Annotated in this window: 22 protein-coding genes; 10 read left to right on the top strand and 12 right to left on the bottom strand. The window is 67.1% G+C overall.

Features of this window, described 5'->3' with window-relative positions; all coding sequences use genetic code 11:
* Nucleotides 1–19 precede the first annotated feature (19 nt).
* The 4 genes from BAU07_RS05560 to BAU07_RS05575 all read right to left on the bottom strand — a co-directional run bounded on the left by BAU07_RS05560 (nt 20) and on the right by BAU07_RS05575 (nt 4,776).
* Nucleotides 20–730 carry an ROK family protein gene (locus BAU07_RS05560; RefSeq protein WP_066654847.1) on the bottom strand — a complete coding sequence of 237 codons (711 nt, stop codon included), beginning with the start codon at nt 728–730 and terminating at the stop codon, nt 20–22.
* A gap of 108 nt (nt 731–838) precedes the next feature.
* The gene (locus BAU07_RS05565; RefSeq protein ID WP_198168874.1) at nt 839–2,923 is read right to left on the bottom strand and encodes an acetate--CoA ligase family protein; all 2,085 of its coding nucleotides are present in this window, start codon (nt 2,921–2,923) and stop codon (nt 839–841) included.
* A 2-nt stretch (nt 2,924–2,925) separates the two neighbouring features.
* On the bottom strand, nt 2,926–3,717 hold the full coding sequence (locus BAU07_RS05570; protein ID WP_198168875.1) for an enoyl-CoA hydratase/isomerase family protein: 792 nt from the start codon (nt 3,715–3,717) through the stop codon (nt 2,926–2,928).
* A 66-nt stretch (nt 3,718–3,783) separates the two neighbouring features.
* Nucleotides 3,784–4,776 carry a tripartite tricarboxylate transporter substrate binding protein gene (locus tag BAU07_RS05575; protein WP_066654848.1) on the bottom strand — a complete coding sequence of 331 codons (993 nt, stop codon included), beginning with the start codon at nt 4,774–4,776 and terminating at the stop codon, nt 3,784–3,786.
* A 209-nt stretch (nt 4,777–4,985) separates the two neighbouring features.
* Between BAU07_RS05575 and BAU07_RS05580 the strand changes: the two genes are divergently transcribed.
* Complete coding sequence (locus BAU07_RS05580) at nt 4,986–5,849, top strand: IclR family transcriptional regulator (RefSeq protein WP_084025387.1); 864 nt, start codon at nt 4,986–4,988, stop codon at nt 5,847–5,849.
* 36 nt (nt 5,850–5,885) lie between these two features.
* Here BAU07_RS05580 and BAU07_RS05585 read toward each other — a convergent pair whose 3' ends face one another.
* Nucleotides 5,886–6,665, bottom strand: a complete 780-nt coding sequence (locus tag BAU07_RS05585) for a 2-keto-4-pentenoate hydratase (RefSeq protein ID WP_066654850.1) — start codon at nt 6,663–6,665, stop codon at nt 5,886–5,888.
* Between the two features lie 188 nt (nt 6,666–6,853).
* On the opposite strand from BAU07_RS05585, the gene BAU07_RS05590 reads away from it, so the two are divergent.
* Nucleotides 6,854–7,546, top strand: a complete 693-nt coding sequence (locus BAU07_RS05590) for a PepSY-associated TM helix domain-containing protein (protein WP_066654852.1) — start codon at nt 6,854–6,856, stop codon at nt 7,544–7,546.
* Nucleotides 7,547–7,655: 109 nt separating this feature from the next.
* Here BAU07_RS05590 and BAU07_RS05595 read toward each other — a convergent pair whose 3' ends face one another.
* Nucleotides 7,656–8,816, bottom strand: coding sequence for a methyltransferase (locus BAU07_RS05595; protein ID WP_232338255.1), 1,161 nt, complete (start codon nt 8,814–8,816; stop codon nt 7,656–7,658).
* A 358-nt stretch (nt 8,817–9,174) separates the two neighbouring features.
* On the opposite strand from BAU07_RS05595, the gene BAU07_RS05600 reads away from it, so the two are divergent.
* Genes BAU07_RS05600 through BAU07_RS05610 form a run of 3 tightly spaced genes read left to right on the top strand, consistent with a single transcriptional unit; the run spans nt 9,175 to nt 12,005 of the window.
* Nucleotides 9,175–10,191 (top strand): YncE family protein, encoded by a 1,017-nt coding sequence (locus BAU07_RS05600; RefSeq protein WP_415830366.1) that lies wholly within the window; start codon nt 9,175–9,177, stop codon nt 10,189–10,191.
* Nucleotides 10,175–10,990, top strand: coding sequence for a polysaccharide deacetylase family protein (locus BAU07_RS05605; RefSeq protein WP_066654853.1), 816 nt, complete (start codon nt 10,175–10,177; stop codon nt 10,988–10,990). The genes BAU07_RS05600 and BAU07_RS05605 overlap by 17 nt, the downstream gene beginning before the upstream one ends.
* 19 nt (nt 10,991–11,009) lie before the next feature.
* Entirely contained in the window at nt 11,010–12,005 is a 996-nt protein-coding gene (locus BAU07_RS05610; protein WP_066654854.1) for a sterol desaturase family protein, read from the top strand.
* Here the strand turns inward: BAU07_RS05610 and BAU07_RS05615 are convergent.
* The 4 genes from BAU07_RS05615 to BAU07_RS05630 are packed head-to-tail and all read right to left on the bottom strand — an operon-like array spanning nt 11,941 to nt 17,730.
* Complete coding sequence (locus BAU07_RS05615; protein WP_066654855.1) at nt 11,941–13,080, bottom strand: hybrid sensor histidine kinase/response regulator; 1,140 nt, start codon at nt 13,078–13,080, stop codon at nt 11,941–11,943. The genes BAU07_RS05610 and BAU07_RS05615 overlap by 65 nt on opposite strands.
* 2 nt (nt 13,081–13,082) lie before the next feature.
* Nucleotides 13,083–13,691, bottom strand: a complete 609-nt coding sequence (locus BAU07_RS05620; RefSeq protein ID WP_066654857.1) for a chemotaxis protein CheB — start codon at nt 13,689–13,691, stop codon at nt 13,083–13,085.
* Between the two features lie 5 nt (nt 13,692–13,696).
* Nucleotides 13,697–14,518, bottom strand: a complete 822-nt coding sequence (locus BAU07_RS05625) for a CheR family methyltransferase (protein WP_066654859.1) — start codon at nt 14,516–14,518, stop codon at nt 13,697–13,699.
* Nucleotides 14,519–14,529: 11 nt separating this feature from the next.
* On the bottom strand, nt 14,530–17,730 hold the full coding sequence (locus BAU07_RS05630) for a hybrid sensor histidine kinase/response regulator (RefSeq protein WP_232338256.1): 3,201 nt from the start codon (nt 17,728–17,730) through the stop codon (nt 14,530–14,532).
* Nucleotides 17,731–18,156: 426 nt separating this feature from the next.
* Between BAU07_RS05630 and BAU07_RS05635 the strand changes: the two genes are divergently transcribed.
* Nucleotides 18,157–19,572: an aminotransferase-like domain-containing protein gene (locus BAU07_RS05635; protein WP_066664905.1), complete on the top strand. Its 1,416-nt coding sequence runs from the start codon at nt 18,157–18,159 to the stop codon at nt 19,570–19,572.
* A 104-nt stretch (nt 19,573–19,676) separates the two neighbouring features.
* Here the strand turns inward: BAU07_RS05635 and BAU07_RS05640 are convergent, their stop codons facing one another.
* Both BAU07_RS05640 and BAU07_RS05645 read right to left on the bottom strand, forming a co-directional pair.
* Nucleotides 19,677–20,201, bottom strand: coding sequence for an MgtC/SapB family protein (locus tag BAU07_RS05640; protein WP_066654866.1), 525 nt, complete (start codon nt 20,199–20,201; stop codon nt 19,677–19,679).
* Between the two features lie 737 nt (nt 20,202–20,938).
* Nucleotides 20,939–21,748 carry an alpha/beta fold hydrolase gene (locus BAU07_RS05645; protein WP_066664908.1) on the bottom strand — a complete coding sequence of 270 codons (810 nt, stop codon included), beginning with the start codon at nt 21,746–21,748 and terminating at the stop codon, nt 20,939–20,941.
* A gap of 298 nt (nt 21,749–22,046) precedes the next feature.
* Here BAU07_RS05645 and tssA point away from each other — a divergent pair, with 298 nt between their 5' ends.
* From tssA to BAU07_RS05665, 4 genes are all read left to right on the top strand, one after another.
* Nucleotides 22,047–23,150, top strand: coding sequence for a type VI secretion system protein TssA (gene tssA / locus BAU07_RS05650; protein ID WP_066654870.1), 1,104 nt, complete (start codon nt 22,047–22,049; stop codon nt 23,148–23,150).
* Nucleotides 23,143–23,679, top strand: coding sequence for a type VI secretion system contractile sheath small subunit (gene tssB / locus BAU07_RS05655; protein ID WP_066654872.1), 537 nt, complete (start codon nt 23,143–23,145; stop codon nt 23,677–23,679). Before tssA ends, tssB begins: the two co-directional genes overlap by 8 nt.
* A gap of 27 nt (nt 23,680–23,706) precedes the next feature.
* Complete coding sequence (tssC, locus tag BAU07_RS05660) at nt 23,707–25,209, top strand: type VI secretion system contractile sheath large subunit (RefSeq protein ID WP_066654874.1); 1,503 nt, start codon at nt 23,707–23,709, stop codon at nt 25,207–25,209.
* 75 nt (nt 25,210–25,284) lie between these two features.
* The gene (locus BAU07_RS05665; protein ID WP_157122001.1) at nt 25,285–25,782 is read left to right on the top strand and encodes a hypothetical protein; all 498 of its coding nucleotides are present in this window, start codon (nt 25,285–25,287) and stop codon (nt 25,780–25,782) included.
* The last annotated feature ends 41 nt before the right edge of the window (nt 25,783–25,823 follow it).

Here is a 25,823-nt window from a genome sequence, read left to right on the forward strand (position 1 = left end):
TGCCCGCGGCACGGGCGTGTCAGCGGCGGCGGGGTTCGCGCCACAGGGCGGCGCCGCCCTGCAACCCGGCGTCGTTGGAGCCGATGGCGATATGACCGTCGGAGGGCACCTCCAGGCGGGCGGCATTGCCGCCACCAACGAAGATGCGATCGGGCGTGAACAGCATATCCACCAGTTCGAGCGCCCGATGCACCCGCCGGTTCCATTGTTTTTTGCCGACGGTCTTGCGCGCCGCCTCGCCGAGGTATTCGTCGTAGGTCTTGTTCTTGTGGATAGGGTGGTGCGCCAGCTCCATGTGCGGCATCAGTTCGCCCTCGCGAAACAGCGCCGTGCCGACGCCGGTGCCCAGCGTCATCACGAACTCCAGTCCGCGGCCGGAGATCAAGGCCAGTCCCTGCATATCCGCGTCGTTCAGCACCCGCGTCGGCAGCCCGCCGAAGGCGCGCGATATGGCGGGGCCCAGCGAGAACCTGGCCCACAGGCTGGTATCGAGGTTGGGCGCCGTCAGGACGCGGCCGTCCCGCACCACGCCGGGAAAGCCGACCGAGATCCGGTCGAAGGGTGGGAGATCCGCCGTCATGCTTTTGACGGTGGCCAGAAGGACTTTGGGGGGGCAGGGGTGCGGCGTCGGCACGCGCACGCGCTCGACCAGCATGCGTCCACGTTCATTGACGACGGTGGCCTTGAGGCCGGTGCCTCCGATGTCGATGGCCAGTATGCCGGGCTTCATGCGTTGGGTGCTCCTCGCGACAGCGGCGCTGCCGGGGGTCCGGCAGCTCCGCAGTAAGGTACACCAATAAGCGCGCGAAATGGTATCCGGGCCATCGGGCCCTGCGTACTATTTCAGTATCGTGACGCCGTCGGCGGCCCGTACGCCGCGGCCTTCTTCAAGCACGAACAGCGGATTGATTTCCGCGTCCATCAAGCGTTCGCCCAATTGCTGCGCCATCGCGGCGAAACGCAGGACTGCATCTTCCAGGGCCTGTACATCGGCCTTGGGCCGTCCGCGATAGCCGTCCAGCAGGGGCCAGGCCTTCAGGGACCGGATCATGTCGCGCACCGTGGGGTGGTCCACCGGCAGCAGGCGCAGCGCGGTGTCCTTGAACAGTTCGGCGGTGACGCCGCCCAAGCCCAGCAGCAGCACGGGTCCCAGCTGGGGATCGCGGTGCATGCCCACGATCATCTCCACGCCCTGCGCCATCTCCTGCAGCAGGAAGCCTTCCGGCTCGATGCCGGTGCGCGCCCGCACCCGCGCATCCATGGCGGTGATCGCTTCGCCGATGGCATCGGGCGCCACGCCGACGGCGACGCCGCCGGCTTCGGTCTTGTGCGTGATCCTGCTGGACAGCACCTTCACCACGACCGGACCGTCGAAACTCCCCGCTTCGTCCTGTCCCTGCGCCGCATCGGTCACCACGCATTCGCGCACGGACGGAATGCCGAAACGGCCGAACAGCGCCCGGGCCTGGGTTTCGTTGAGCGATCCGGATGGCAGCGGCAGGCCTTGCAGGTTCACCGGGCTGGCGGCTTCGGCCGGCCCCGCATCGGCGGCGATGTCGCGCGTGGCCCGTGCATGCAATGCCGTCAGGACCGAAGCGAAGCTTTCCGGCGCCGTGAAGGCGGGCGCGCCGCCACGATTGATATGGGCCAGTACGGCCGGGGCATGCGGGCTGACATACGCGAGCACCGGCTTGTCGCTTTGCGCCAGCGAGTCGGCGATGGCGCCGGCGGCCAGGGTGGGATGGGCCAGGGCCGATGAACCCACCACGGTGATGACACCGTCATAGTCCGGACTGGCCAGCAGCGTCGCGATGGTGTCGCGCAGCAGTTGCGGCTGCAGCCCGGCCAGGGTGACGTCGATGGGATTGCGGTCCAGCACGATCTGGTCGTTCTGCTGCAGCTCGCGCAGTTTGGCGGCGGTGTCCGGCCCCGGCGCCGGGGTCTCGAAGCCGGCTACCCCCAGGCTGTCGGCGACCAGGGTCCCGGCGCCGCCGGTGGAAGTCAGGATGGCGATGCGCTTGCCGCGCAACGTGCGCCGCGTCGCCAGTGCCGCCGGGATGTCGAGCAGGTCCGCGAACGTCTTCGCACGGATGGCGCCCACCTGGTGGAACAGGGCGTCATAGACCTGGTCGGCTCCTGCAAGCGCGCCCGTATGCGAGGCCGCGGAGCGGGCGCCGGCTTCGGAGCGGCCGACCTTGTAGATCACCAGCGGCTTGCCCGCCTGCGCGGCCTTCAGCGCCGCGCGGCGGAATTTGTCAGGGTTGCGCAGCCCTTCCATATAGACCGCGATGACGCGGGTTTCCGCATCGTCGGCCAGGCTGTCGATGAAGTCCGCCACATCGAGGTCGGCTTCATTGCCGGTGGACACCAGCTTGGAAAAGCCCAGGCCGCTGGCGGCCGCGCGTGACAGCAGGGAACCCAGGATGCCGCCGCTTTGCGATACGACCGCGATACTGCCGCCCTGCAGCGCTTCCATCTCCAGGGCGCCGCTGGCGCACAGCATGATGCGGTCGGTCAGGTTGACCAGGCCGATGGTATTCGGTCCCAGCAGCCGCATATCGCCGGCGGCCGCCTTCAGGGCCTGCTGGCGCCGTACCCCCAGCTCGCCGACTTCGCCGAAGCCGCTGGCCAGCACGATGGTCGCGGCGGTGCCGCGCCGCGACAGGGCCGCGACGGCGTCGATGGCGCGCTCGGGCGCGAGCAGCACCAGTGCGACGTCCGGTACTTCGGGCAGCGCATCGATATCCGGATAGCAGGGCAAGCCGCCCACGGTGTCGGCGCGTGGATTGACCGGGTAAATGGCGCCCGCGTAGCCGTGCTTCTGCAAATAGGCCACCGGCCGGCCGGCCGTCTTGGTGGCGTCGGCCGACGCGCCGATCACCGCGATGCTGCGGGGCTTGAGCAGGATGTCGATGGCGCTCATGGTCAGCCCTTCTTCGCGGTCTTGTCCAGGAACGCCGCCACCGACGCCTGGTGCGCCTCGGTGGTGTAGCAGATGGCCTGCGCCTGGCTGCCCAGGGCGAACACCTGTTCGGCGCTCAGTTCGAAGCTCTGGTTCAGGACGGACTTGCTCAGCGCCAGCGCGGCGGCCGACCCGGCGCCCAGCGTGCGGCCCCAGTCGCAGGCCTGCCGCAGCAGCTCGTCCGGCGGCACCAGCCGGTCCGCCATGCCGAGCGCGTGCGCCTCGGCCGCCGCCACGGTGCGCCCGCTGAAGATCAACTCCTTGGCCCGCGCCAGCCCGACCCGGCGCGGCAGGAAGTACATGCCGCCGCCGTCCGGGATGAGTCCGCGCAGGATGTAGGTCATGGCGAAGGTGGCCGATTCGGAGGCCATCACGAAATCGCAGCACAGGGCCAGGTCGCATCCCAGGCCGGTGGCCGCGCCGTTGACGGCGGCGATCGTGGGCTTGCCCAGGTTATGCAGGGTCGCCACCGCATGGTGGGTGCGTTGCTGGCGGCTCCAGCCGTTGAACGCCACCTGGCCGGCGGGCACGCTCATGCGTTCGCGCATGGAGCGGATGTCCCCGCCCGCGCAGAAGGCCTTGCCGGCGCCGGTCAGGACCAGCGCCCGGATGGCGCTGTCGCGCCCGACCTGGTCCAGCATGGCGATCAGGTCCTGGCGCATGTCGTCGTCGATCGCGTTGCGCACCTCGGGGCGGTTCAGGGTGATGACGGCGACGCCGTCGTCGATGTCCATCTGTAGGGTCGGATTCTGCATGATCTCTTCCAGCAGGCAGGCGCCTGCGTTGTGGGGTGTGTCGTTCGGGGACGGCGGCAGGGCGCCTTACTGGCCGGCGATGCCGGCGTCCTTGATGATGCGGCTCCAGCGGTCGGCTTCGCTGCGCACGAAGCCGGACAACTGGCTTGGATCGCCGACGTCCAGCACCAGGCCCTCTTCTTCGACATTGCGGCGGAAGTTCGGCGCCTGCACGGCGGCCTTCAGCGCCGAATTCAGGCGCGCGATCGCGCCGGCCGGGGTGCCCGCCGGCGCATAGACGCCGTACCAGCTTTCGACGATATAGCCCGGCACACCCGACTCGGCCACCGTGGGCCAGTCCGGATGCGATGGGGAGCGCTGCGCCGAGGTGACCGCAAGAGCGCGCAGCTGCCCGCTCTTGACCAGCTGGCTCACGCTGGAGACGGTGGAAAACATGATATCGATCTGCCCGCCCATCAGGTCCGTCAGGGCCGGACCCGAGCCGCGATAGGGGACGTGCACCATATTCACATGGGCCAGGCTTTTGAACATTTCGCCGGCCAGATGTGCGGAGGTGCCATTGCCGTAGGAACCGAAGGTCAGCTTGCCAGGGTGTGCGCGCGCATAGGCCAGCAGCTCCTGCACCGTCTTGAACGGCGACTTCGGTGCAACCACCAGCACGTTGGGCGAGCGGCCGATCAGCGCCACCGGCGCGAAGGCGTCGAAGGTGGAATAGGGCAGCTTGGCGTGCAAGGCCGGATTGACCGCATGGGCGAAGGTGGCCAGCAGCAGGGTATAGCCGTCCGGGGCGGCCTTGGCCACCGCTTCGGTGCCGATGATCGTGCTGCCGCCGCCGCGGTTTTCCACGATGACGGTCTGTTTAAGGTCCTGGGTCATGCCCTCGGCCAGCTGGCGGGCGATCAGGTCGGTTCCGCCCCCAGGCGGGAAGGGAACGACCAGGCGCAGCGGCCGGTCGGGAAACGCCGCCTGCGCGACGCCCGGCGCGATGACGCACCAGGCCAGGCTGCACGCGGCCAGCGCAGCCAGCCCGAGCCGGCGTAGGGGTAGGGGAAAAGCCATGCAAGTCTCCAGTGAGGCGCGGCCAACGCCGGCGCGATGTTGTATGTACAGGCCCTGGGCGATGCGGCCAGTTTAGGTGACAATGTCCCGCCTATCCGGACGGAATTTCCACCTGATGGAAATGGTGGCCGGCGCCCGCCGGGTCATTCCACGCCGAGCTCTCCATGCCGGGCCCCTTCATGCCCCGTTCATCCATGCCGCGTTCTTCCATGCCCGATTCTTCCCGGCCGGCCCGGTCATCGCCCCCACGCCCGGCTTCGACGCCACGGGCACCGGCGCCGCCGCCCGGTGGGGCGCGCGTACCGGGCAGTTCTCCCTCCAACCGTTCGCTGGAGCGCGGCATCGCCTTGCTGCGCGCCTTCCGTCCGGGGCTGGAACTGCTGGGCAACGGCGAATTGGCCGAACGCACCGGCCTGTCGCGCGCCACCGTCAGCCGCTTGTCGCAGACGCTCGTGCGGACCGGCTTCCTGGAGTACGACGCCGCCTCGCGGGCCTATCGGCTCGGCGCGCCGGTGCTCAGCCTGGCGCATGCCATGCGCAGCGGGTCCCCGGTGCTCAGGGTGGCGGCGCCGTGGATGCGCGAATTGGCCCAGGCGCGCCGTATCAATGTGGGCGTGGCCGTGGCCGACGGCGACGATATGGTCTACCTGGAGTCGGTGCGCTACAGCCGCAAAATCTCCCTGCGCAACGTGGTGGCTGGCCAGCGTGTCCCCATCGAGCTGACGTCGCTGGGCCGCGCCTATCTGGCCGCGTTGCCCGACGCGGCGCGCAACGCCTGGATCGCGGCGATGAAGCGGCGCCGTCCGGGGCACGGGCCCGCGCTGGTGGCGGAGATCGATGACGCGCGCGACAGCATCGCGCGACGCGGCTGGTGCATGGCTGCCTGGCAGCCCGGCGTGGTGGCCTTGTCCACGCCGCTGGTTCTGGACGATGGCGCCATCTATGCGCTGAACGTCAGTGTGGCGACCGGCGATCCGCCGCAGATCGCCGCCCGTACGCTGGCCGAGGATCTGCTGCGGCTCAAGCGGCGCATCGTGCAGGCGTTGGAGGCGGAGCTGGGCGCGGGCGCCTGAGACTCCGCCGTTAAGCCCGGGATCCGCCCTTTACCTTTATTTCGGCACGACGACGGCGCGCAGGGTCTGGCCCAGGAAGGTCGCGGTCAGCTCCGTGTGGCCGGGCGCGATATCGAAGGGTTGGGCCACCGCGCCCGCTGTGACCATGTCGCCCGCGCGCAGCGTGATGCCCTGGTCGCAGGCGTGGTCGAACAGGTAGCGCAGCGCCTGCACCGGGTCGATGCCATCCTCTCCCGTCAGGCCGCGGGCTTTGGGCTCGCCGTTGGCCTGCACGGACACCGAGGACACGCCGCGCTTGATGGCGGCGGGATCGATCTGCGGTCCCAGGATGGACGCCTCGAAGCCGACGTTGTCGCCCACGAAGCTGGGCCATCCCACGGCCCGGCGATTGATGAAGCGCGACAACACCAGTTCGAATGCGATGTGCGTGGAGGCGACGGCGCGCATGGGGTCGGCCGGGGCGGCGCCCGGCGCGATGTCCCGGCCCAGCACGAAGGCGATTTCGAACTCCACGGTGACCGGCGCCTGGCAGAGCGGCGCCACGGTGGCCTCGTTCGGGTGGCGGCGCGTTTCCAATACCCTCCCGACCAACGGGCGGTCCGTGCCGGCGGCGCGCATGGCGCTTACGCTGCCCACGCCGAGTTTCCAGCCCGCCACGCGGTCGCCGCCGGCAGCGATGAAGGCTTCCTGCACGGCATAGCCCTGCTTCAGGGTCGTCGGACGGATGTCGGCGGGCAGCTCGGTCAACTGCCGGCCCTCGCGCCATGCCTGCGCCAGCAGGGCGGCGGCGGGCGCGGGATCAAAAACGTCGGTCACGGTGATAGTCCTCTCTGTCTCTCTCTAAGGTGAGCGCCGCCATTCAGCGCTGGCGGTCATGAGCATCTTAATACCGTCCGCGGCGCCCGCGCCGGCCGCCGTGCCCTGGACGTCCGCCTCGTCTGCCCCGTTGCGCGGGCACATCATGTTCAGCGCAAATGAGGTTGAGTTGCAATATCATCCGGCCCATGGACCGTACCTTGATCTCCCACCCTCCCGCGACCGCACGGCCGCTCGCCACCCCGTCCACCGGCGCGTCCGCGAACCGGCGCGGGACTTTCCTGAAATGGCTGCGCAAGGCGCACAGCTGGATCGGCCTGTGGGGCGCGCTGCTGGGCCTGCTGTTCGGCCTGACGGGGTTCTTCCAGAATCATCGCGCCGTCATGAAGATCGGCGGCGGCGCGCCGCAGGTCTCCACGCTGCAATTGAATCTCCCCACCCCGGCGCCGCGCACACCCGCCGAACTCGGCGCATGGCTGCAGGGCGAACTGAAGCTGCCCAGGCCTGCGGAGAGGGTGCAGCGTGAGCCGGCCAGGCCGGTCGCCTGGGGGGACAAGGCTGTTCTCCAGCCCGAGCATTGGCAACTGATGTTCCGCTCCCCACAGTACGTGGTGCAGGCCGAGTACTGGGCCGGCGCGGCCCAGGTACAGGTGCGCCGCAGCGAGCCGGGGCTCCTCGCCGTGCTGGAAAACCTGCATCGCGCCAATGGCGTGGGGGTGGGCTGGGTGCTGCTGGCCGACACGCTGGCGGGCGGAATGATCCTGCTGTCGTTGACCGGCGTGCTGCTGTGGACGGGCCTGAACCGGCGGCGCACGGTGGGCATGGCCATCCTTGGCGTGTCGGTGGTCGTCACCCTGGCGATGGCGGCGCATACGCTCTGAGCCGCACCGGTGTGCCGCGACGTGGCGGCGCGGTCGATGCTCCGCTGTGCGCGGATGGGCCCGACGCGCTGCAATCCCGTGGCTGGGGTCGATTTCCGGCGGACCGATGTCAGCGCGCTTTCAGGCGCCACAACGACGTGACCTCGCGCGACCGGGCGGCGTGCAGCGCATCGTCCTGGTCCCCGGCCTTGGCGTGCCGCGGGCGCGTATCCAGGCGCCCGATCACGGCCAGTCCGGCGGCCTCGATCCAGGCGAGCAGCTCCTCGCGCGAGCGCAGCGCCAGGTGCTCGGCGAGGTCCGACAGCACCAGCCAACCTTCGCCGTCCGGCGCCAGATGCGCCGCCAGGCCATCCAGGAAGCCGCGCAGCATGCGCGAATCCGGATCGTACACGGCATGCTCGATCGCAGCGGAGGGCCGGGCCGGCACCCAGGGCGGATTGCACACGATGAGCGGCGCCCGGCCCGGCGGGAACAGGTCCGCCTCGCAAAGCGTGACGCGCTGCGCCAGCCCCAGCCTGTCCAGGTTGTCGCGGGCGCAGGCCAGCGCGCGCGGATCCCGGTCCGTCGCGACGATGTGCGCGACGCCGCGGCGGGCCAGCAGCGCCGCGATGACCGCGCTGCCCGTGCCGATGTCGTAAGCCCGATCCAGCGCCGGCAGCGGCGCCTGCGCAACCAGTTCCAGGTACTCGCCGCGCACCGGCGAGTACACGCCGTAGTGCGGATGGATCGCGGCGTCCAGGGCCGGTATGGGCACGCCTTTCTCGCGCCACTGGCGCGCGCCGATCAAGCCGAGCAGCTCGCGCAGCGACGTCACATACGGGGCGTCGGCGGCGCCGTAGACGTCCACGCACGCCTGAGAGACGTCGGGCGCGCGGCGCAAGGGCAGGACATGCCCCGGTTCCACCGGGATGAGCAGCATACCCAGCGTGCGGGCGCGCTGGGCACGCCCCTGCCGGTGCAGGTGGAAGGCAAGCGGAAATTCCGGCGGCGCGTCCGCCGCGCGCTTCCGGGCCGCCGACGCGCGCCGGTCCATGCGGCGGGCCATGGCCTGCAGCAACTGGCGGGCATTGTGGAAATCGCCACGCCACAGCAGCCCGGTGCCTTCGCTGGCCAGCCGGAAGGCGGTATCCGCCGGCATGCCGTCGTCCGCGACCACGACGCGGCGCGGCGGTGGCGCGCCGTTCTCGGCCCGCCATGCGGCCCGGCATTCGATGCCGTTTTCGGTCCAGGCGAGGTCGGGAAGCACGGGCGAGGCGGGAGAGGAAGTCACGGTACATCGGCCTTGCGCGGCGGGTGAGCCGGACATTTTAAGCGGCGTGCCGAACTTTCCCCTGCCAGGTCCCTCCAAGCCTGCATTCATGGGGCCGGATGGCGGCTCCGGCAGGAGCGGGATCATCGAACGTGCAGGTATTGTTGCCATGGCGCAACGTGTGCGCGACGCGCGCGGAGCGAGCGGCCGCGGGCGTGTAAGCCGCGTGGAGGCGGCTGTGTCGCATGCCGCCGGACGCGCTGCAATCGGTCGTACGCAAGGGCGGTCCCTGTGTCAAAATTCAGGGCGCTTCAGCCCTGATGCGCCCGCCGCGCCCGCTGTTCCCTGGCGCGCTCCCCCTGATTCTGCGAGATATTCTTTGAATCTTCTGTCTTTCGCCGGCGGCGCCGTGCTCGCCGCCTGCCTGGCCTTCGCCACACCCGCCCAGGCGGCTCCGACCGCCCCGGCCGGCCACACCGGCCCCATATTCGTCCTGAACTCGCTCGACGCCTCGGTCAGCGTCATCGACCCGGTCACGTACAAGGAGCTGCGCCGCATTCCCACCGGCAAGGAACCGCATCACCTGTACTTTTCCCCGGACCAGAAGTCACTCATCGTGGCCAACTCGGTCGGCAACTCGCTGACACTGGTCGACCCCCGGACCGGCGAAGTCCAGCGCACCCTGACCGACATCGTGGATCCGTACCAGTTGCGCTTTTCGCCCGACATGAAGTGGTTCGTCACGGCGGCCAACCGGCTCAACCATATCGATATCTACCAGTACATCCCGGGCAAGAACGGCTTCGACCTCAAGCTGATGCGCCGCGTGCCGGCAGGCAAGACGCCCAGCCACATCGGCATCGACAGCAAGAGCACCACGGCCTACGTGTCGCTGCAGGACAGCGACGAGGTCATCGCCATCGACCTGGCGACCCAGCAGGTGCGCTGGACGCTGCCGGTAGGCAAGACCCCCGCCGATGTCTACATCGTCCCCGGCGACAAGGTCATGCTGGTGGCCCTGACGGGCGACAGTTATGTCGAGGCCTATGACATCACCACGCCCACGCCCAAGCTCATCAAGCGCATCAAGACCAATGCCGGCGCGCACGCCTTCCGTTCCCAGGGCGACGGCCAGCATATCTTCGTCAGCAACCGTGCGGCCAACACCATCAGTCGCATCGACACCAGGAACCTTACCGTGCTGGCCGAATTTCCCGCCCCCGGCGGTCCGGACTGCATGGACCTGCTGGCCGACGGCAAGACGCTGCTGGTGACATCGCGCTGGGCACGCAAGCTTTCCGTCATCGATATCGACAGCGGCAAGCTGCTGCGGCAGGTCAATGTCGGCCGCTCGCCCCACGGCGTGTGGACGCTCGATCATGTCTCGATGCACTGAACGCGCGTTCGCGCTTGCCTGCGGCGTCCTGGGCGTCGTCATGGCGGCCACGGCGGCGGCCGCGCCGGCGGCCGCAACGCCGGTGTGCGGCAAGCCGGTCTACCTGACCTTCGATACCGGGCACATGGGCGTCGCGCCCCTGGTCGCGGACGTCCTGGCGCGCCATCACGTGAAGGTCAGCTTCTTTCTGGCCAACGAGCGCACGCTGACCAACGGCTCGTCGCTGGATGACCACTGGGCGCCCTGGTGGCGCGCCCGCGTGGCGGACGGCGATGTCTTCGGCACCCATACCTACGATCACGTCTACTGGCAGAAGGACCTGCCCGGCGGCAAATTCATGGTGCGGCCCAGCGCCGGCCCCAATGCCGGCAAGCGCGAGGTCTACACCGCGCAGCAGTACTGCGATGCGCTGCGGCAGTCCGCCACGCGCTTCAAGCAGATGACCGGGCACGCCATGCTGCCGTTGTTCCGGGCCCCTGGCGGCCGGACCTCGCCAGCCCTGCTCAAGGCCGCCGAGACCTGCGGCTATCGCCATGTCGGCTGGTCGGATGCCGGGTTCCTCGGCGACGAACTGCCCAGCGACAAATACCCGAACAAGCAATTGCTTGCGCGCGCCCTGGCTTCGATCAGGCCCGGCGACATCCTGCTGGCCCACCTCGGCATCTGGTCGCGCCAGGATCCCTGGGCGCCGGCCGTTCTGGAGCCCCTGATCACCGGCCTGCAGGCCAAGGGCTATTGCTTCGCCACGCTGGACCAGCATCCGGCGTATCGCGACTGGATCGCGGCGCATCGTCAATGACCATTTTTCCCCGATAGCGATGGATACCTTCAATCACCTGATCGGCATGGCGCAGGAATGGCTCTTCGAGTCGCTGATCCAGCCCGTGCTTTTCAAGCTCGGTTTCGCCAGCGTGCTGGAAGACGCCTACGACGCCACGCTGTGGCTGATCGCCGGCATCCTCCAGATCGCCGTCCTGATCTGCGTGATCGGGCCGCTGCAGCGCTGGCGGCCCGTCGAGCCGGTGACCGACCGCCGCGAAGTCCGGCTGGACATCCTGTACACGCTGATCCACCGGCTCGGCGTGTTTCGCGTGGTGCTGTTCTTCGCGATCGATCCGTTCTGGGACAGCATCTTCGGCGAACTGCATATCTGGGGCTTGTCCACGCTGCAGCTGGACAATCTCTGGCCCGGGGTAACGGATAACGCGCTGGTCAGCCTGGCGATCTACCTGGTGGTGTTCGACCTGGTCGAATACCTTTACCACCGCGCCCAGCACAACATCGAGTGGATGTGGGCCCTGCACGCGGTGCATCACAGCCAGCGCCAGATGACGATGTGGAGCGACAACCGCAACCATCTGCTGGACGACGTGCTGCACGACGTGGTCATCGTGATCGTCTCGCAACTGATCGGCGTTCCGCCGGCGCAGTTCGTCGCGGTGGTGGTCATCCTGCAATTGGTGGAAAGCTTCTCGCATGCCAACCTGCGCCTGGGCTTCGGCCGGCTCGGCGAACGCCTGATCGTGGGGCCGCGCTTTCATCGCGAGCACCACGGCATCGCCTATGAAACCACGCCGACCGGCAAGGTGGTGGGAAGCAACTACGCCGTGATCTTCCCGATCTGGGACATCCTGTTCCGTACCGCGCGTTTCGACGGCGACTTCGGCCCCACCGGTATCGCCGACCAGTTGCCCGAGGCGGGCGGCCGGGATTACGGCCGCACCTTCCTGGCGCAGCAGTGGCTGGGCCTCAAGCGCCTGGTGGCGTCGCGTCCACGGCTGGTCCGCCGCCGGTCGCGGCGCGCCGCGGCATGACGATCTCGAACACGGTTCCGGCCTCGCGGCTGGAGGTAACGGCGACTTCGCCGCCATGTGCGTCCACGAACTTCTTGACGATATAAAGCCCCAGCCCCAGCCCGTTCTTGGACGCCCGGCTTTCCAGGCTGGCCTGGAAAGCGTTGAACAGGTTCGGCAGCTGCATGGGCGGAATGACGCCCTGGTTCGCGACGCGCACCACGATACGATCCGCCGGACCGCCATCCACATGCAGCGCCACCGGCGCGTCGGCCTCGCCATGCTGCAAGGCATTGCCGAGCAGGTTGGAGATGACCTGCGAGAAACGGTCGACGTCGACGTCGCCGTGCGGATCGCCGGTGACGGTTACCCGCACGCGTTGCCGCTGCGCCGGCTCGGCGATTTCATCGATGATGGCCCTGCACAGTTCGCCATAGTCCGCGCGCGCCCATTGCAGCACCAGGCCCTTGGAACGGATGCGCGCGACATCGAGCAACTGCTCCACCATCCGCGCCATGCGGCCGGCACTGAACTGGATGCGGCGCGCGTTGGTGACCACCTTGGGGTCGTCCGAGCCGCGCAGCAGCAGTTCCGAACCATGCAGGATGGCCGACAGCGGGTTGCGCAGGTCATGCCCCAGGACGGCCGTGAACATGTCGTTCAGCGTCAGGGCCTGCCGCAACTCCTCCAACTGGCTGGCCAGCAGCTTCTTCTGGGTATGGAGCTCGACGAAGACGTTGACCTTGCTGATCAGCACATCGGTATCGAGCGGCTTGTACAGGAAGTCCACCGCGCCGGCTTCATAGCCGCGGAAATGCGCTTCGCCTTCCTTGCTGCCGGCCGTCAGGAAAATCAGCGGCACGCTGCGCGTCCGTTCGCTGCCGCGGATCAGTTCGGCCAGTTCGAAACCGTTCATCTGCGGCATCTGCACGTCCACCAGCGCCAGCGCCACTTCGTGCGTCAACAGCAGCTCCAGCGCTTCGATCCCGGAGTTGGCCTTGAGCACGGTCACGCCCCGCCGGGACAGCAGGGCTTCGATCGCGATCAGGTTCTGCGCGATATCGTCGACGACAAGGATGTTGATGTTTTCAGTCACGGCTACGAAATTCCAATGTCGCTCGGATGCCTGCCCAGCCCGGCCAGCGCCTGCGCCAGCGTTTGCACACTCATGATTCGATCCGCGCCCGCCGTGGCGATGGCGCTGGCCGGCATTGCCGGCGCATCCGCATTATCCGGGTCCTGGACCCAGGCCAGGCCACCCGCTTCACGCACGCATTTCAGTCCCCTGGACCCGTCCGGGCTGCCGCCCGTCAGGACGATGCCGAGCAGCCGTTCCCGGTATGCCGCGGCGGCCGACTCCAGCAACAGGTCGACGGAAGGCCGCGAAAAATTCACGGCTTCATCCTGGGACAGGGCAAAGCACCTGTCCGGCTCCACCAGCATGTGATAATCCGGCGCGGCCATGTAGACCACTCCGGGAACGATGGGCTCCTTGTCCTCGACTTCCTTCACAGGCAAGGCGCAACGGGGGGCGAACAATGCCGGCAGCAGGCTGTTGTGGTCCGGCGGGATATGCAACACGATGGCAATCGCCGCAGGAAAATCCGCGGGCAGGGCCTCCAGCAACGCGCCGATCGCCCCCACACCGCCAGCGGAGGCGCCGATCGCGACGAGTTCGGTTTTGACGGGTTGCAAGGTCCTGGACATAGGCGTCACAGACGTTGATAGATGCGCTGGCGGGGCGCGATCTCGACGAAGCGCTCCGACTGCGCCGTAAAGCGCAGGCTTTCCTTGGCGCCCAACCCCAGAAAGCCGCGACGGACCAGCGCATCGTGGAACAGCCGCGTCGCCCGATCCTGCAATTCGCGATTGAAGTAGATCAGCACGTTGCGGCAAGAGACGAAATGCACTTCGGAGAACACGCTGTCGGTGGCCAGGCTGTGATCGGCGAATACGACGTGCTCGCGCAGGCGCCGCTCGAAGCGGGCATCGTGCAGATTCGCATTGTAGTAGTCCGATAGGGAGCGCAGGCCGCCGGCCTCGCGATAATTCTTGCTGAATTGCGCGATACGGTCCACCGGGTATATGCCGCTTTCAGCAATGTGCAAGGCATTGGCATTGATATCGGTGCCGTAGATCAGCGTGCGTTCCAGCAGGTCCTCCTCGTCCAGCAGGATGGCCAGCGACCAGACTTCCTCGCCGCTGCTGCAGCCGGCCACCCAGAGCTTCACGGACGGGTAGGTATGCAGCACGGGCACCACATGCTCGCGCAAGGCGCGGAAGTAATCCGGGTCGCGGAACATTTCACTGACCTGCACGGTGAAATATTGCAGCATCTGCGCGAACACGGCGGGCTGGTGCAGGACCAGGTCCTGCAGCTGCGTCACCGTCTTGCACTGGAAGCGCTCCATGGCCTGCTGTACGCGCCGCCGCATCGACGCCACGGCGTAGCCGCGGAAGTCATACTGGTAGCGCAGGTAGACCGCTTCCAGCAGCAGCTTCAACTCGATATCGAACAGCGTGTCCGTCGCCATGTGCGCTCCGCCTATTTGGGCATCCAGACCCGGCACAGCGAAACCAGCTTGTCCACGTCGATAGGCTTGGAGATATAGTCGTTGGCCCCGGCCTCCAGGCAGTTCCTGCGATCGTCCATCATTGCCTTGGCCGTCAAGGCGATGATCGGCAGGTCGCGCAGGGCGGGGCGCTTGCGGATCTCGCGCGTGGCGGTCAAGCCGTCCATCTCCGGCATCATCAGGTCCATCAGTACGATGTCGACCTGCGGATCCCTGGCCAGCGCGTCCAGGGCCTCCCTGCCATTGCGGGCCACCAGCAACTGCGCGCCCAGCGGTTCGAGGACGCTGGACAGCGCGAAGATATTGCGCACGTCATCCTCCACCAGCAGGATGCGCCGACCCTCGAACACCATGTCGCGCTGGCGCGCCTGCAGCAGGAGCTTCTGCTGGTCGGGCGGCAACGTCGCCTCGACGCGGTGCAGGAACAGCGTGACTTCATCGACCAGGCGCTCGGGGGACTTTGCGCCCTTGATGATGATGGAACGCGAGTATCGGCGCAGGCGCTGTTCCTCGTCGCGGGTCAGCGCGCGGCCGGTATAGACAATCACGGGCGGAAAGGCGTACTTGCGGCCCGAGCCCATCTGCTCCAGCAGGTCGTACCCCGAGGCGTCCGGCAGCATCAGGTCCATGACCATGCAGTCGAAGGTCCGCTCGGACAGGTGCTCCAGGGCTTCCGCCACCGTGCCCGCCGTCGTGATCTCGATGTCGTCCGCCTGCAGCAGCAGCGAAATGCTGGTGCGCAGGTCGGGGTCGTCCTCGACCACCAGGATGCGGTTGGCCCTGCGATGCAGTTTTTCCTCGACGCGCCTGAAGGCTTCGACGAGTTCTTCGCGCGCCACCGGTTTCAGCGCATAGCCGACCGCGCCCAGTTCCAGGGCCGTCTGCACGTGGTCCGCCACCGACACCACATGGATCGGGATATGCCGTGTATCCGGGTCATGCTTCAGTTGATCGAGGACGCTCAGCCCGGACTGGTCGGGCAGGCCCACATCCAGCAGGATGCCGTTGGGGCGCAGCTCGCGCGCCAGCCGTACGGCGTCCGTGCCGTTGGAGGCCAGCACGCAATCGAAGCGCAGTTCGTGCGCCAGTTCGTAAAGGATGTCGGCGAAGCGCTCGTCGTCCTCGACGGCCAGGACCAGGCGGTCGTGGCGCCGCTGCTGGATATCCCCGCGTGCCGGCTTGAAGCTGCCGCCCGCCGGTAGCGGCAGCGCCGCGCGGCGCTCGTGCTCCACGGCATCGCCGGTTTGCCCCGGGGGCGGGCCCCCGTCCGTGGCTGCGGCGGTATGATCGCGCGCGGCGGGGGCCGTGGCGGCATCCGCGGCCGCAGCCGCTGCCGCGGCGGCGGCCAGCGTGCCCGGGGTCATCGGCGTCGTAGCAGTGCCAGTCCGATCCACCGCCTTGCCTTCCTGGCCGGTCGGACGCAGGTCCGTGGCGATCTCCGCGGTAAACGTGCTGCCTTGCCCTACCTCGCTCTGGACGCTCAGCGTGCCGCCCAGCAAGCGCGTCAGTTCGCGCGATATCGACAGGCCCAGGCCCGTGCCGCCGTATTTGCGGCTGGTCGTGCCGTCGGCCTGGCGGAAAGCCTCGAAGATGGAGGCTTGCTGCTGCGGGGCGATGCCTATGCCCGTATCGCGCACCGCGAATGCGAGCCGGCCCGCGTCCGCCGCCCGTACCGACAGCGTGACCCCGCCTTTCTCCGTGAACTTGAAGGCGTTGGCCAGCAGGTTCTTCAAAACCTGTTGCAGCTTGGCGGGGTCGGTCACGAAGGTCGGGGGTGCATCCTCGTCGATGTCGATGCGGAACTCCAGCTGCTTGTCGGCGGCGATGGGTTCGAACATCTGGCGTATCGGTTCGAGGACCCCGGCAGCGGACACCGTTTCGGTGGCCAGGTCGATATGGCCCGCCTCGATCTTGGAAAGGTCCAGGATGTCGTTGATCAAGGAGAGCAGATCGGCATTGGCGGAATGAATGGTCTTGGCATAACGGCGGATGTCCTCCGACGTCATCGTTGCCGACTTGGGATCCGCCAGCATCTGCGACAGGATCAGCGAACTGTTCAGGGGCGTACGCAGTTCGTGCGACATATTCGCCAGGAACTCGGACTTGTAGCGGCTGGCACGGGCCAGCTCCTTGGCGTTGGTTTCCAGCGTCGCGCGCGCCTTCAGCAGATCCTGCTTTTGCCGTTCCAGCCGCTGCGTATGTTCTTCGAGCTGGACGTTGCTTTGCACAAGCTCCGTCTGCTGCTGTTCCAGGCGCGCCTGCGATTCGCGCAGCGCACGGCCCTGTTCCTCCAGCTCCTCGTTCGATACGCGCAGCTCTTCCTGCTGGGTCTGCAGTTCCTCGCTCTGGCGCTGGGTTTCTTCCAGCAACTCCTTCATATGCTCGCGGTAGCGGGCGGAGCGCAGTGCGATGCCGATGACTTCGCCCGCCGCCTGCATCAGCTCCAGTTCCTCGGAGAAGTCCTTGTCCGGCCGCAGGAAGCCCAGCTCCACCACACCCTGGACGCGGCCGTCGGCCATGACGGGCGCGATCAGCACCGTGCGCGGCGTCGCTTCCCCGATGGTCGACCGCACCCTGGCATATCCCTCCGGCACGTCGTGCAGCAGGAGGGGCGTGCCCAGCGTGGCGACCTCCTGGGCGAGGCCGGCGCTGGGGCCCTCCACCGGCGTGCCGTCGGCCTGCGTGCGGGCATAACCGGCGACCCATTGAAGCGTGCCCCGTTCCAGCCGGTACAGCGCGCCCATCTGCGCGTTCAGATACCTGGACAAGGAGGTCAGCGCGTTGCGGCCGATGTCCTGGACGCTCTGCTCGCCCAATAGCTCCTGCGACAAGGCCGTTTCCCCGCGCTGCTGCCAGATCAACCTTTGCGCCCGCAGGCGCGTGGCAATGACCTGCATGCCCAGGAGCGCCGTCACGAACAGCGTGACGACCCCGAAGCTGCGGTTCACCATGTTCTGCAGCGGCACCTCGCCGCCCAGCGGCAGGAAAGTTCCGCACACCACCAGAACCAACTGGACCAGTGCGACCAGCAAGGGCAGGTATTTGTGGCGCTGGAAAACGCTCAGCACCACCGGGACCATGTAGAAGACCCAGATCGCGATGCCTATCGGCAGCACGATGTCTATGGCGAAGATCAGGGTACTCAGGGCGGCTATGCCGACGTACGTCGGCATGTCGTCTTTCTCGTTCGGCTGCATCGTGGTCGGCAACATCGGGGGACAGGGAGCAAGAGGCGGAAATAGTACAGCACGTTACCTTCCGTAGCGCGGGGCGCGGCAGAGCAATTCCCGTGCCTGGGTATGGTGTAAAGGCCGGGGAATCCGTCCGGCAGAGCCACTGATATGGTTGCAAACTCAACCATCTGCATCTGTTCTGTTTTACTGCGTCGCACTACAGTTGGAGCGCAGCAGAAAAACCTGCGCCGGAACCGCAGAACCGTAGAACCGCAGAACCGCAGAACCGCAGAACCCTAGAACCGCAGCCCCGGCATCCATGGCAGCACGCCTGGCCTGCCCCGGAGACTTCCCGGCGCATCGCCCAGGCGCGCGGCGCCGGTACACGGAACCATCATGAGAGATTCCGCCCATGGCGACGGACGCCTGAAGCGCTACGAGACCGTGGCCGCCGACATTGTCCGGTCCATCGAAACAGGGACCCTGCAGCCGGGCGATCGCCTGCCCTCGGTACGGCAGGCCAGCGCGGCGCGCCGCGTCAGCGTATCGACTGTTTTCCAGGCGTACTACCTGCTGGAAGCGCGTGGATATATCCAGGCGCGCGACCGGTCCGGGTATTACGTCAGCGCCCGCAAGCGGCCGCCGCCGGAACCCGAGAGCTCCCGGCCGGACGGCAATCCCGGTCCTGTCGATGTGGCGGCGCTCGTTTTCGACGTGCTGGGATCCGTCCGGGACCCGGCCACCGTCCCCCTCGGTTCCGCCTTCCCGTCGCCGACGCTTTTCCCGCTGCTCCGGCTGGCCTCGTCCCTGAAGGCGGGGCTGCGCCGCATGGATCCGTGGAGCAGCGTGTCCGACATGTTTACCGGCAATGCCAGCCTGCGCAGGCAGGTCGCCGTGCGCTACCTGGTCGATGGCATGGACGTTCACGCCGACGACCTGGTGATCACCAATGGCGCCATGGAGGCGTTGCAACTGGCCCTCATGGCCGTGACGCGGCCGGGCGATACCGTCCTGATCGAATCCCCCACCTTCTACGCCACCCTGCAGTCGCTGGAACGGATGAAGCTGCATGCGGTGGAAATCCCCACCAGTCCGCGCACCGGCATCGAATTGGACGCGCTGTCCGAAGCCATCACCCGCCACCGCCCCAAGGCGTGCTGGATCATGTCCAATTTCCAGAACCCCACGGGCAGCCTGATGACGGACGAGGACAAGCAGGCGCTGGTGGCGCTGCTGGCCCGGCACGGCATTCCGCTGATCGAGGACGACGTCTATGGCGAGCTGTATTTCGGCCGCGCGCGGCCCTTGCCCGCCAAGGCCTACGACCGCGAGGGCCTGGTCCTTCACTGCGCGTCGTTTTCCAAGTGCCTGGCGCCGGGCTACCGCGTGGGATGGATAGCAGCGGGCCGCTATGCGCGCGAGGTGGAGCGGCAGAAGCTGATGACGACGCTGGCGTCTCCCAGTCCCAACCAGCTGGCCCTGGCCGAATATCTGGACCATGGCGGATACGACCGCCATCTACGGCAGTTGCGCGCCACGCTGGCCCGGCAGCAGCAGCACATGATGGCGGCGCTAGCGCGGTATTTTCCGGAGGGGACGCGCGCGTCGCGGCCGCAAGGCGGCTACTTCCTGTGGGTGCAGCTACCCAAGGGGGCCGACGCGTTGCGCGTCTACCACGCCGCGCTGGCGCAGCGCATCAGCGTGGCGCCGGGGCCGATCTTCTCGCCGCGCGGCGGCTTCCGCGATTGCCTGCGATTGAACTACGGCCACCCCTGGGACGAGGCGGCCGAGAACGCCATGCGGCTGCTGGGCGAAATCGTCACGCGCGACATACAGGGTTGAAGTGCGCGTGAGCGCAAGCGGGCAGGCAGTGCAATGCGCCGGGCGCCGGCGGGCAAGCAGGTTCCGTTGGCGGCGGTCTGGCCCTGGCGCGGGCGAAACGGCAACTAGGCCCGGCCGCCGGACGATCCGTCGCCGCTGTCGTTGCCGTTGCCGCTGAGCCGCTGCTCCAGGCGCCGCAAAAGGCCCAGGATCACCAGGGCGATCAGGGCGCTGAAGATGGCGACGAGTTCCTTGCCCATGCCGGCCGCGATGCCGAGCGCCGCCGTCAGCCAGATGCTCGCCGCTGTCGTCAGGCCTTTGACCTCTGCTTCGGCGCTGAGCTTGATGATCGCGCCGGCGCCCAGGAAGCCGATGCCGGCGATCACGCCCTGCAGTACGCGGCTCAGGTCCGACACCTCCATGTCGCCTTGCAGCGGGGCGAGGACGAACAGCGCGGCGCCCAGCGCCACCAGCATGTGGGTGCGCAATCCGGCGGCCTTGCCGCTGCGTTCGCGTTCGTAGCCGATCAACCCGCCCAGCACGACGGCCACCGTCAGGCGGGTAAGGATGCGCGTGTAGCTTTCCACGTCGCTGATATCCGAGAATTCCGATTGCAGCGTTCGCCAGACGATTGCGCCGAAGTCGTTCATGGCGTCTGCCGCATCCCGGCGGGGACGCGCGTGCTGGCGGCATTGAAAGGGCGGTGTGGCATGGGCGGTTCCGGCGGCGGCGAAGACGAGGTGTTGTACCACGAAGGCCCGGGATGGCGGCCCCGACGTGCGCAGGGCGGGGAGACCTGTCGGGACTACCTGTGTTGCGCTGCCGATGTTGGGTTAGTTGGTCCCAGCCATGTGGTGAATGAGTCCTACAGCAGACGGGATATTTGGATCGGCTCATCGTCCCGTGCCCGCGCCCGGGTTGGCATGGCGCCTGCGGTGGATCGCCGCTTGGCCCGACAGACAGCGGCTCCCGCTGCCTTTACATTCAGCTGCTCGCCGAGGCCGGATGGCTGCATCGAGCCGCGCCGGCTTCGGGCGCTGCCCGGGCGGCGCCGCGCGATGCCGCGATGTCCGGGGCAGGCACTTTGCAGGGGTCATTATGTTTTCGTGTATCAGCGGCGGGTCGCTCCCCGCAAACGGCAGTGTGGCAGCCGCCGGCGGCCCGCAGGCGCCGGTGGGAGTGGTGAATGGGCGCGCATTCAAAGCCTGTACGGGCCACCCGGGCCGCGTGGCGCAGTTGGCCAGCGGTGCGGTTCACCGCGTCGCCCGCTCGTGGCCGGATAGCGCGAAGCTGGTCGGAACGCGCGAGAACCGCCTTACCCGCGCGGCCGCCAAGCATGCGCGCGCGGGTGTCGGCCCGCACCCGCCTATGCCCGCTGCGCGCGGACCTATTGCGCGAGGAAACGGCGTACTGCCTCGTTGAAGGCGCGCGGGTTCCCCAGGTTCATGCCGTGCGAGGAGCCCGGGATACGCAGGTAATGCGAATGCGGCAGCCATTCGTGCAATGCCGCCAGTATGGCGGGATAGGGCGGAGGGCTTAGCGCCCCGCCCACCAGCAGCACCGGCTTGTCGAGCGCCCGGGCGTCCGCCTCGGCCAGCAGGCATGGCGCCTCGCCCACCTGCCCGAACAAGGTACCTGCGTTGTCCATGGCCATTTGCTTGAACCACGGCACCATGCGGCGCCAGGTATCCTCGCCGCTGACGGTGTCGATGAACAGCGCCAGGCCCTGCTCTATGTCGCCCGCCTCGATATGCCGCAGTGCGCGCTGCCGGAAGTCGTCGCGGCGGTCTCCGCGTTCATCGAGCACCAGCCCCGGATCCGCAAGCACCAGTGCCTCTACCTTGTGGGCATGGCGGCGCGCCAGTTCGTAGGCCACGCGTCCACCGCGGGAATGTCCCACGACATGCGCGCGCCCATTGCAATGGCGGTCGATGAAAGACGCCAGCGCGTCCGCATGCGCGCCCGCCTGGAAAGTGTCCGGGTTCGCTTGCCCGCTTTCCGGCCAGTATCCCGGCAAGCTCACCGAGAAGACCTGGAAGTCGCGCGACAGCGCACCGATCTGGGCCTTCCAATAGCGCAAATCGCAAAGAGATCCATGGACGAGAACCAGCGGCGTGCCGGCGCCGAGCCGCACGTGCGACAGGCCGGGCTCGGAAGACGACGGGAATTGGATCGGGAACGGAAAGTCGGCGGGCATGGCATCGGGCGGGTCGGGAGCGCCCTGCTGTTCGGGCGCTGCCATTCTAGCCCGGCGACCGCCGGCGGCGCGGCAGCGCCAACCCATATAGGCCGCGCCATGCACGGCGCAAAAAAATATTCGTGGGCGTGGATTTTTCTTATATCTGGCTCATCACCGCGTCGCTATCTTTGAGTCCGTGGATGCGGTCACACCCGCTTGCCACACCAGTGCCCGGCATACCCAGTCCGGTGCGTACGCAATACGGCGCCAAGGGGAATATCCGTCCCGGGGCGCCAGGTCCAAGGCTGCACCAGCGATGTCAACCATCGATCTGTCTCGTTATCAGCAGGATGTCTGCGCGGACCAGCCGTGTGGACCCGACCTGCTGTATGACGCCGAGTATGTCCAACTGACTCAGATCATGCAGGGCACGCCGGAGGTCGAGTACGGCGATATGCGCGTCGATGCGGCCGACCCCGATTGGAAGTCGGCCGAAGCCCTGTCGTTGAAGCTGTTGGCGCGTACGCGCGATCTGCGCCTGGCGGTCTGGCTGACGCGGGCCTTGGTCGGCCAGCACGGATACGACGGCCTGGACGACGGCCTCGCGCTCATCGAGGATTACATCGAGCGGTACTGGGACCATGTGCATCCCATCCTGGATCCGGAGGACGACGACCCCACGGAACGGCTCAACACGATCGTGGCGCTCGACGACATGGATGGCCTGCTGGGCCAGGTCCGCCTGGCCGCGCTGGCCCGCTCGGCCGCGTATGGAGCGGTCTGCCTGCGCGACATCGACCTGGCCACCGGCGAGCTGCCGGCTCGCGCGGACGATACGCCGAGGAAAATGGCGGCGATCGATGCGGTGTTCCACGCCGTCCCGTTCATTGATCTTGAGGCCGTCGCCGATACCATCGAACGGAGCTGCGAGCGTCTCGAGCACATCGAGGCCGTATTGGGCAGGCACCTGGACCGCGTGAACGCCGCCGGCCTGCAGCGCCTGCCCAAGACCTTGCGCCATGCGGCCAGGCTGGTGCGCGACCAGTTGCGCCGGCACCCCGGCGCCCCGCGCGCACCCCTCGAACGCGGTGCGGACACCGGCGCCGTGCCGGCCGGGGACGACAGCGGCCCGACCGCCCGCGCCAGCGGCGATATCAAAAGCCGCGACGATGTCGCGCGCCAGATCGACCGGATCTGCGAGTACTACGCATTGGAGGAACCCGGAAGCCCGGTCCCCATCCTCCTGCAGCGTGCCAAACGGCTCATCAATATGAACTTCATCGAGCTCATGTCCGAGCTGTCTCCGCAAGGACTTGCGGAAACCTGCTTCCTTTTCGGTGTCAGCCCCGGCGCGTCGAATTCCGACTCCGCCGACGAGGAAGCGTTCTCAATCAACGAACGGAGTTATCCGGATGCCTAAAGAAAGTAGCCAGAAGGCCATTGCACGCACGCGCCCACCTCGTGTGCAGATCGAATACGACGTGGAAGTAAACGGCGCGGCCAAGAAAGTACAGCTTCCCTTCGTCATGGGCGTGATGTCGGACCTGTCAGGACAATCCGTGGAGCCCTTGGCGCCTATCGCCGAGCGCAAATTCCTGGAGTTCGACAGCGACAATTTCGACGACCGCATGGCGGCGATCAAGCCGCGCATGGCGGCCAGCGTGCCCAACGCCTTGACCGGCGAAGGCAATATCGGCGTGGAACTCGTCTTCGAGAAGATGGAGGATTTCTCGCCGGTCGCGATCGCGCGCAAGGTCGAACCCCTGCGCCGGCTGCTGGAGGCGCGCACCCACCTGTCGAACCTGCTCACCTACATGGACGGAAAGGTCGCGGCGGAAGAAATGGTCGCCAAGTTGTTGGCGGACCCTGCCTTGATGCGCGCCCTGGCGACGCAGCCCCAGGGCGCGGCGCAGGACGACGCCGGGGACGGCGAGTCCAAGCCGGAGTAAATCCACCGAACCCATGAAGGATAGACGATGAGCGACGCTACGGCTGTGGCCGAACAGGCCAACGAAAAGACTGCAATCGAAGAAGGCGGGGGCGATTTCTCGTCGCTCCTGCTGAAAGAATTCAAACCGAAGAACGACGAGGCGCAGCGTGCGGTGGAGCAGTCCGTGTCCACCCTCGCGGAATTCGCGCTGGCCGATACCACGCTGGTATCCACCGACGTGATGGACACGGTGGAAGCCATGATCGCCGAGATCGACCGCAAGCTGACCGACCAGATCAATGCCATCCTGAACTGCGCCGAATACCGGCGCGTCGAGGGCGCCTGGCGCGGCCTGCATTATCTCGTAAGCAACACGGAGACCGGCGAGCGGCTGAAAGTCCGCGTGATGAATGTCTCCAAGTCGGAGCTCTACAGGACACTCAAGAAGTACAAGGGTTTCGCGTGGGACCAGAGCCCGCTGTTCAAGAAACTATACGAAGAGGAGTTCGGCCAGTTCGGCGGCGAACCCTATGGCGCGCTGGTGGGGGACTACTACTTCGACAACAGCGCCCAGGATGTCGACCTGTTGTCCCAGATCGCACGCATCTGCTCCGCCGCCCATACGCCGTTCATTTCCGGCGCGGCGCCCGCCGTGATGCTGCTGGACTCCTGGCGCGACCTGGCCAACCCACGCGACATCGGCAAGCTGTTCCAGACGCCGGAGCACGCCGCCTGGCGCGCGCTGCGCGAATCCGAGGACTCGCGCTATATCGGCCTGACCATGCCGCGCTTCCTCGCCCGCGCGCCGTATGGGGCGAAAACCAATCCGGTCGACGAATTCGCCTTCGAGGAGGATACCGGCGGGGGCAATCCCGAACGGTACACCTGGGCCAATGCCGCCTATGCGATGGCGGTGAACATCAACCGGTCGTTCGCGGAGTTCGGCTGGTGCTCGCGCATCCGTGGCGTCGAATCAGGCGGCGCGGTGGAGGACCTGCCGGTCCATGTCTTCCCCACCGACGATGGCGGCGTGGACGTGATTTGCCCGACCGAGGTGGCGATCAGCGACCGGCGCGAGGCGGAGCTATCGAAGAATGGCTTCCTGCCGCTGGTGCACATGAAGAACAGCGGCGTCGCCGCCTTCATCGGCGCGCAGTCGCTGCACAAGCCCGCCGAGTATGACGACCCCGAAGCCACCGCCAACGCCAACCTGGCGGCGCGCCTGCCTTATCTGTTCGCATGCTGCCGCTTCGCGCACTACCTGAAGTGCATCGTGCGCGACAAGGTGGGCTCGTACAAGAGCAAGGAAGAGATGCAGAGGTGGCTGCTCAAGTGGGCCATGGAATACGTCGACGGCTCGCCGAAGCTGTCGTCGGACCTGGTGAAGGCCATGAAGCCGCTCAGCGATGTCGCGGTAACGCTCGAAGAGGTCGAGGGCAACCCGGGCTATTACACGTCCAAGTTCTATCTGAAGCCCCACTACCAGCTTGAAGGACTGACCGTTTCGCTGCGGTTGGTCAGCAAGATTCCCGCCATCAAAGGGAAGTAAGTCGGAGGCGCATCGTCGCCTCGTACAACGGTCGGCGCGCCACGCGCACCGGCCTCATTTTTGGAGTAATCGATCGTGAGTAACAACGTATGGACCGGCAAGCTCGGAGATAAATTCCAGGGCGAAAGTCAACGTGAGGGCTGCGACGGCCACATCGATCTGGAGTCCCGTCCAAGGTTCATGACCTTGCAGAACGACCATCATGCCTTCGGCTCGGGCCTGTCCGCGCCGGGCGTGCCCATCTATTCCAATATCTCCGTGGTGAGCCGTTGGAGTTCGGCGAGCCCTGGACTGCGGCTGCTGCAGGACGGTGAGCCGATGGATGTCCAGTTCTTCAGCTGGTACATGGACCCGTCCGAGAAGAAGCCCGCCCAGCGCGTGATCTGGACGGTGACGGATTGCGTCATGCGGCACGTCAACGAAGGCGACCTGGACTTCGAGCCCGATGCCTTCGAACTTGACTGGACGGTGCTAAAGGTCGAGACCAAGAAGCAGGATCCCAAAACCGGCGCACTGGGTGCCGGCACGATCGTCGTCTACGACCGCTACAAGGGTGTGCTCACCACCAGCTGAGCCGTCCTGTTGCCGGGGTGCGCGGCCTGCCGTTCCGGCTT

This window comes from Bordetella flabilis (genome assembly GCF_001676725.1).
Taxonomy (GTDB): Bacteria; Pseudomonadota; Gammaproteobacteria; order Burkholderiales; family Burkholderiaceae_B; genus Bordetella_C; species Bordetella_C flabilis.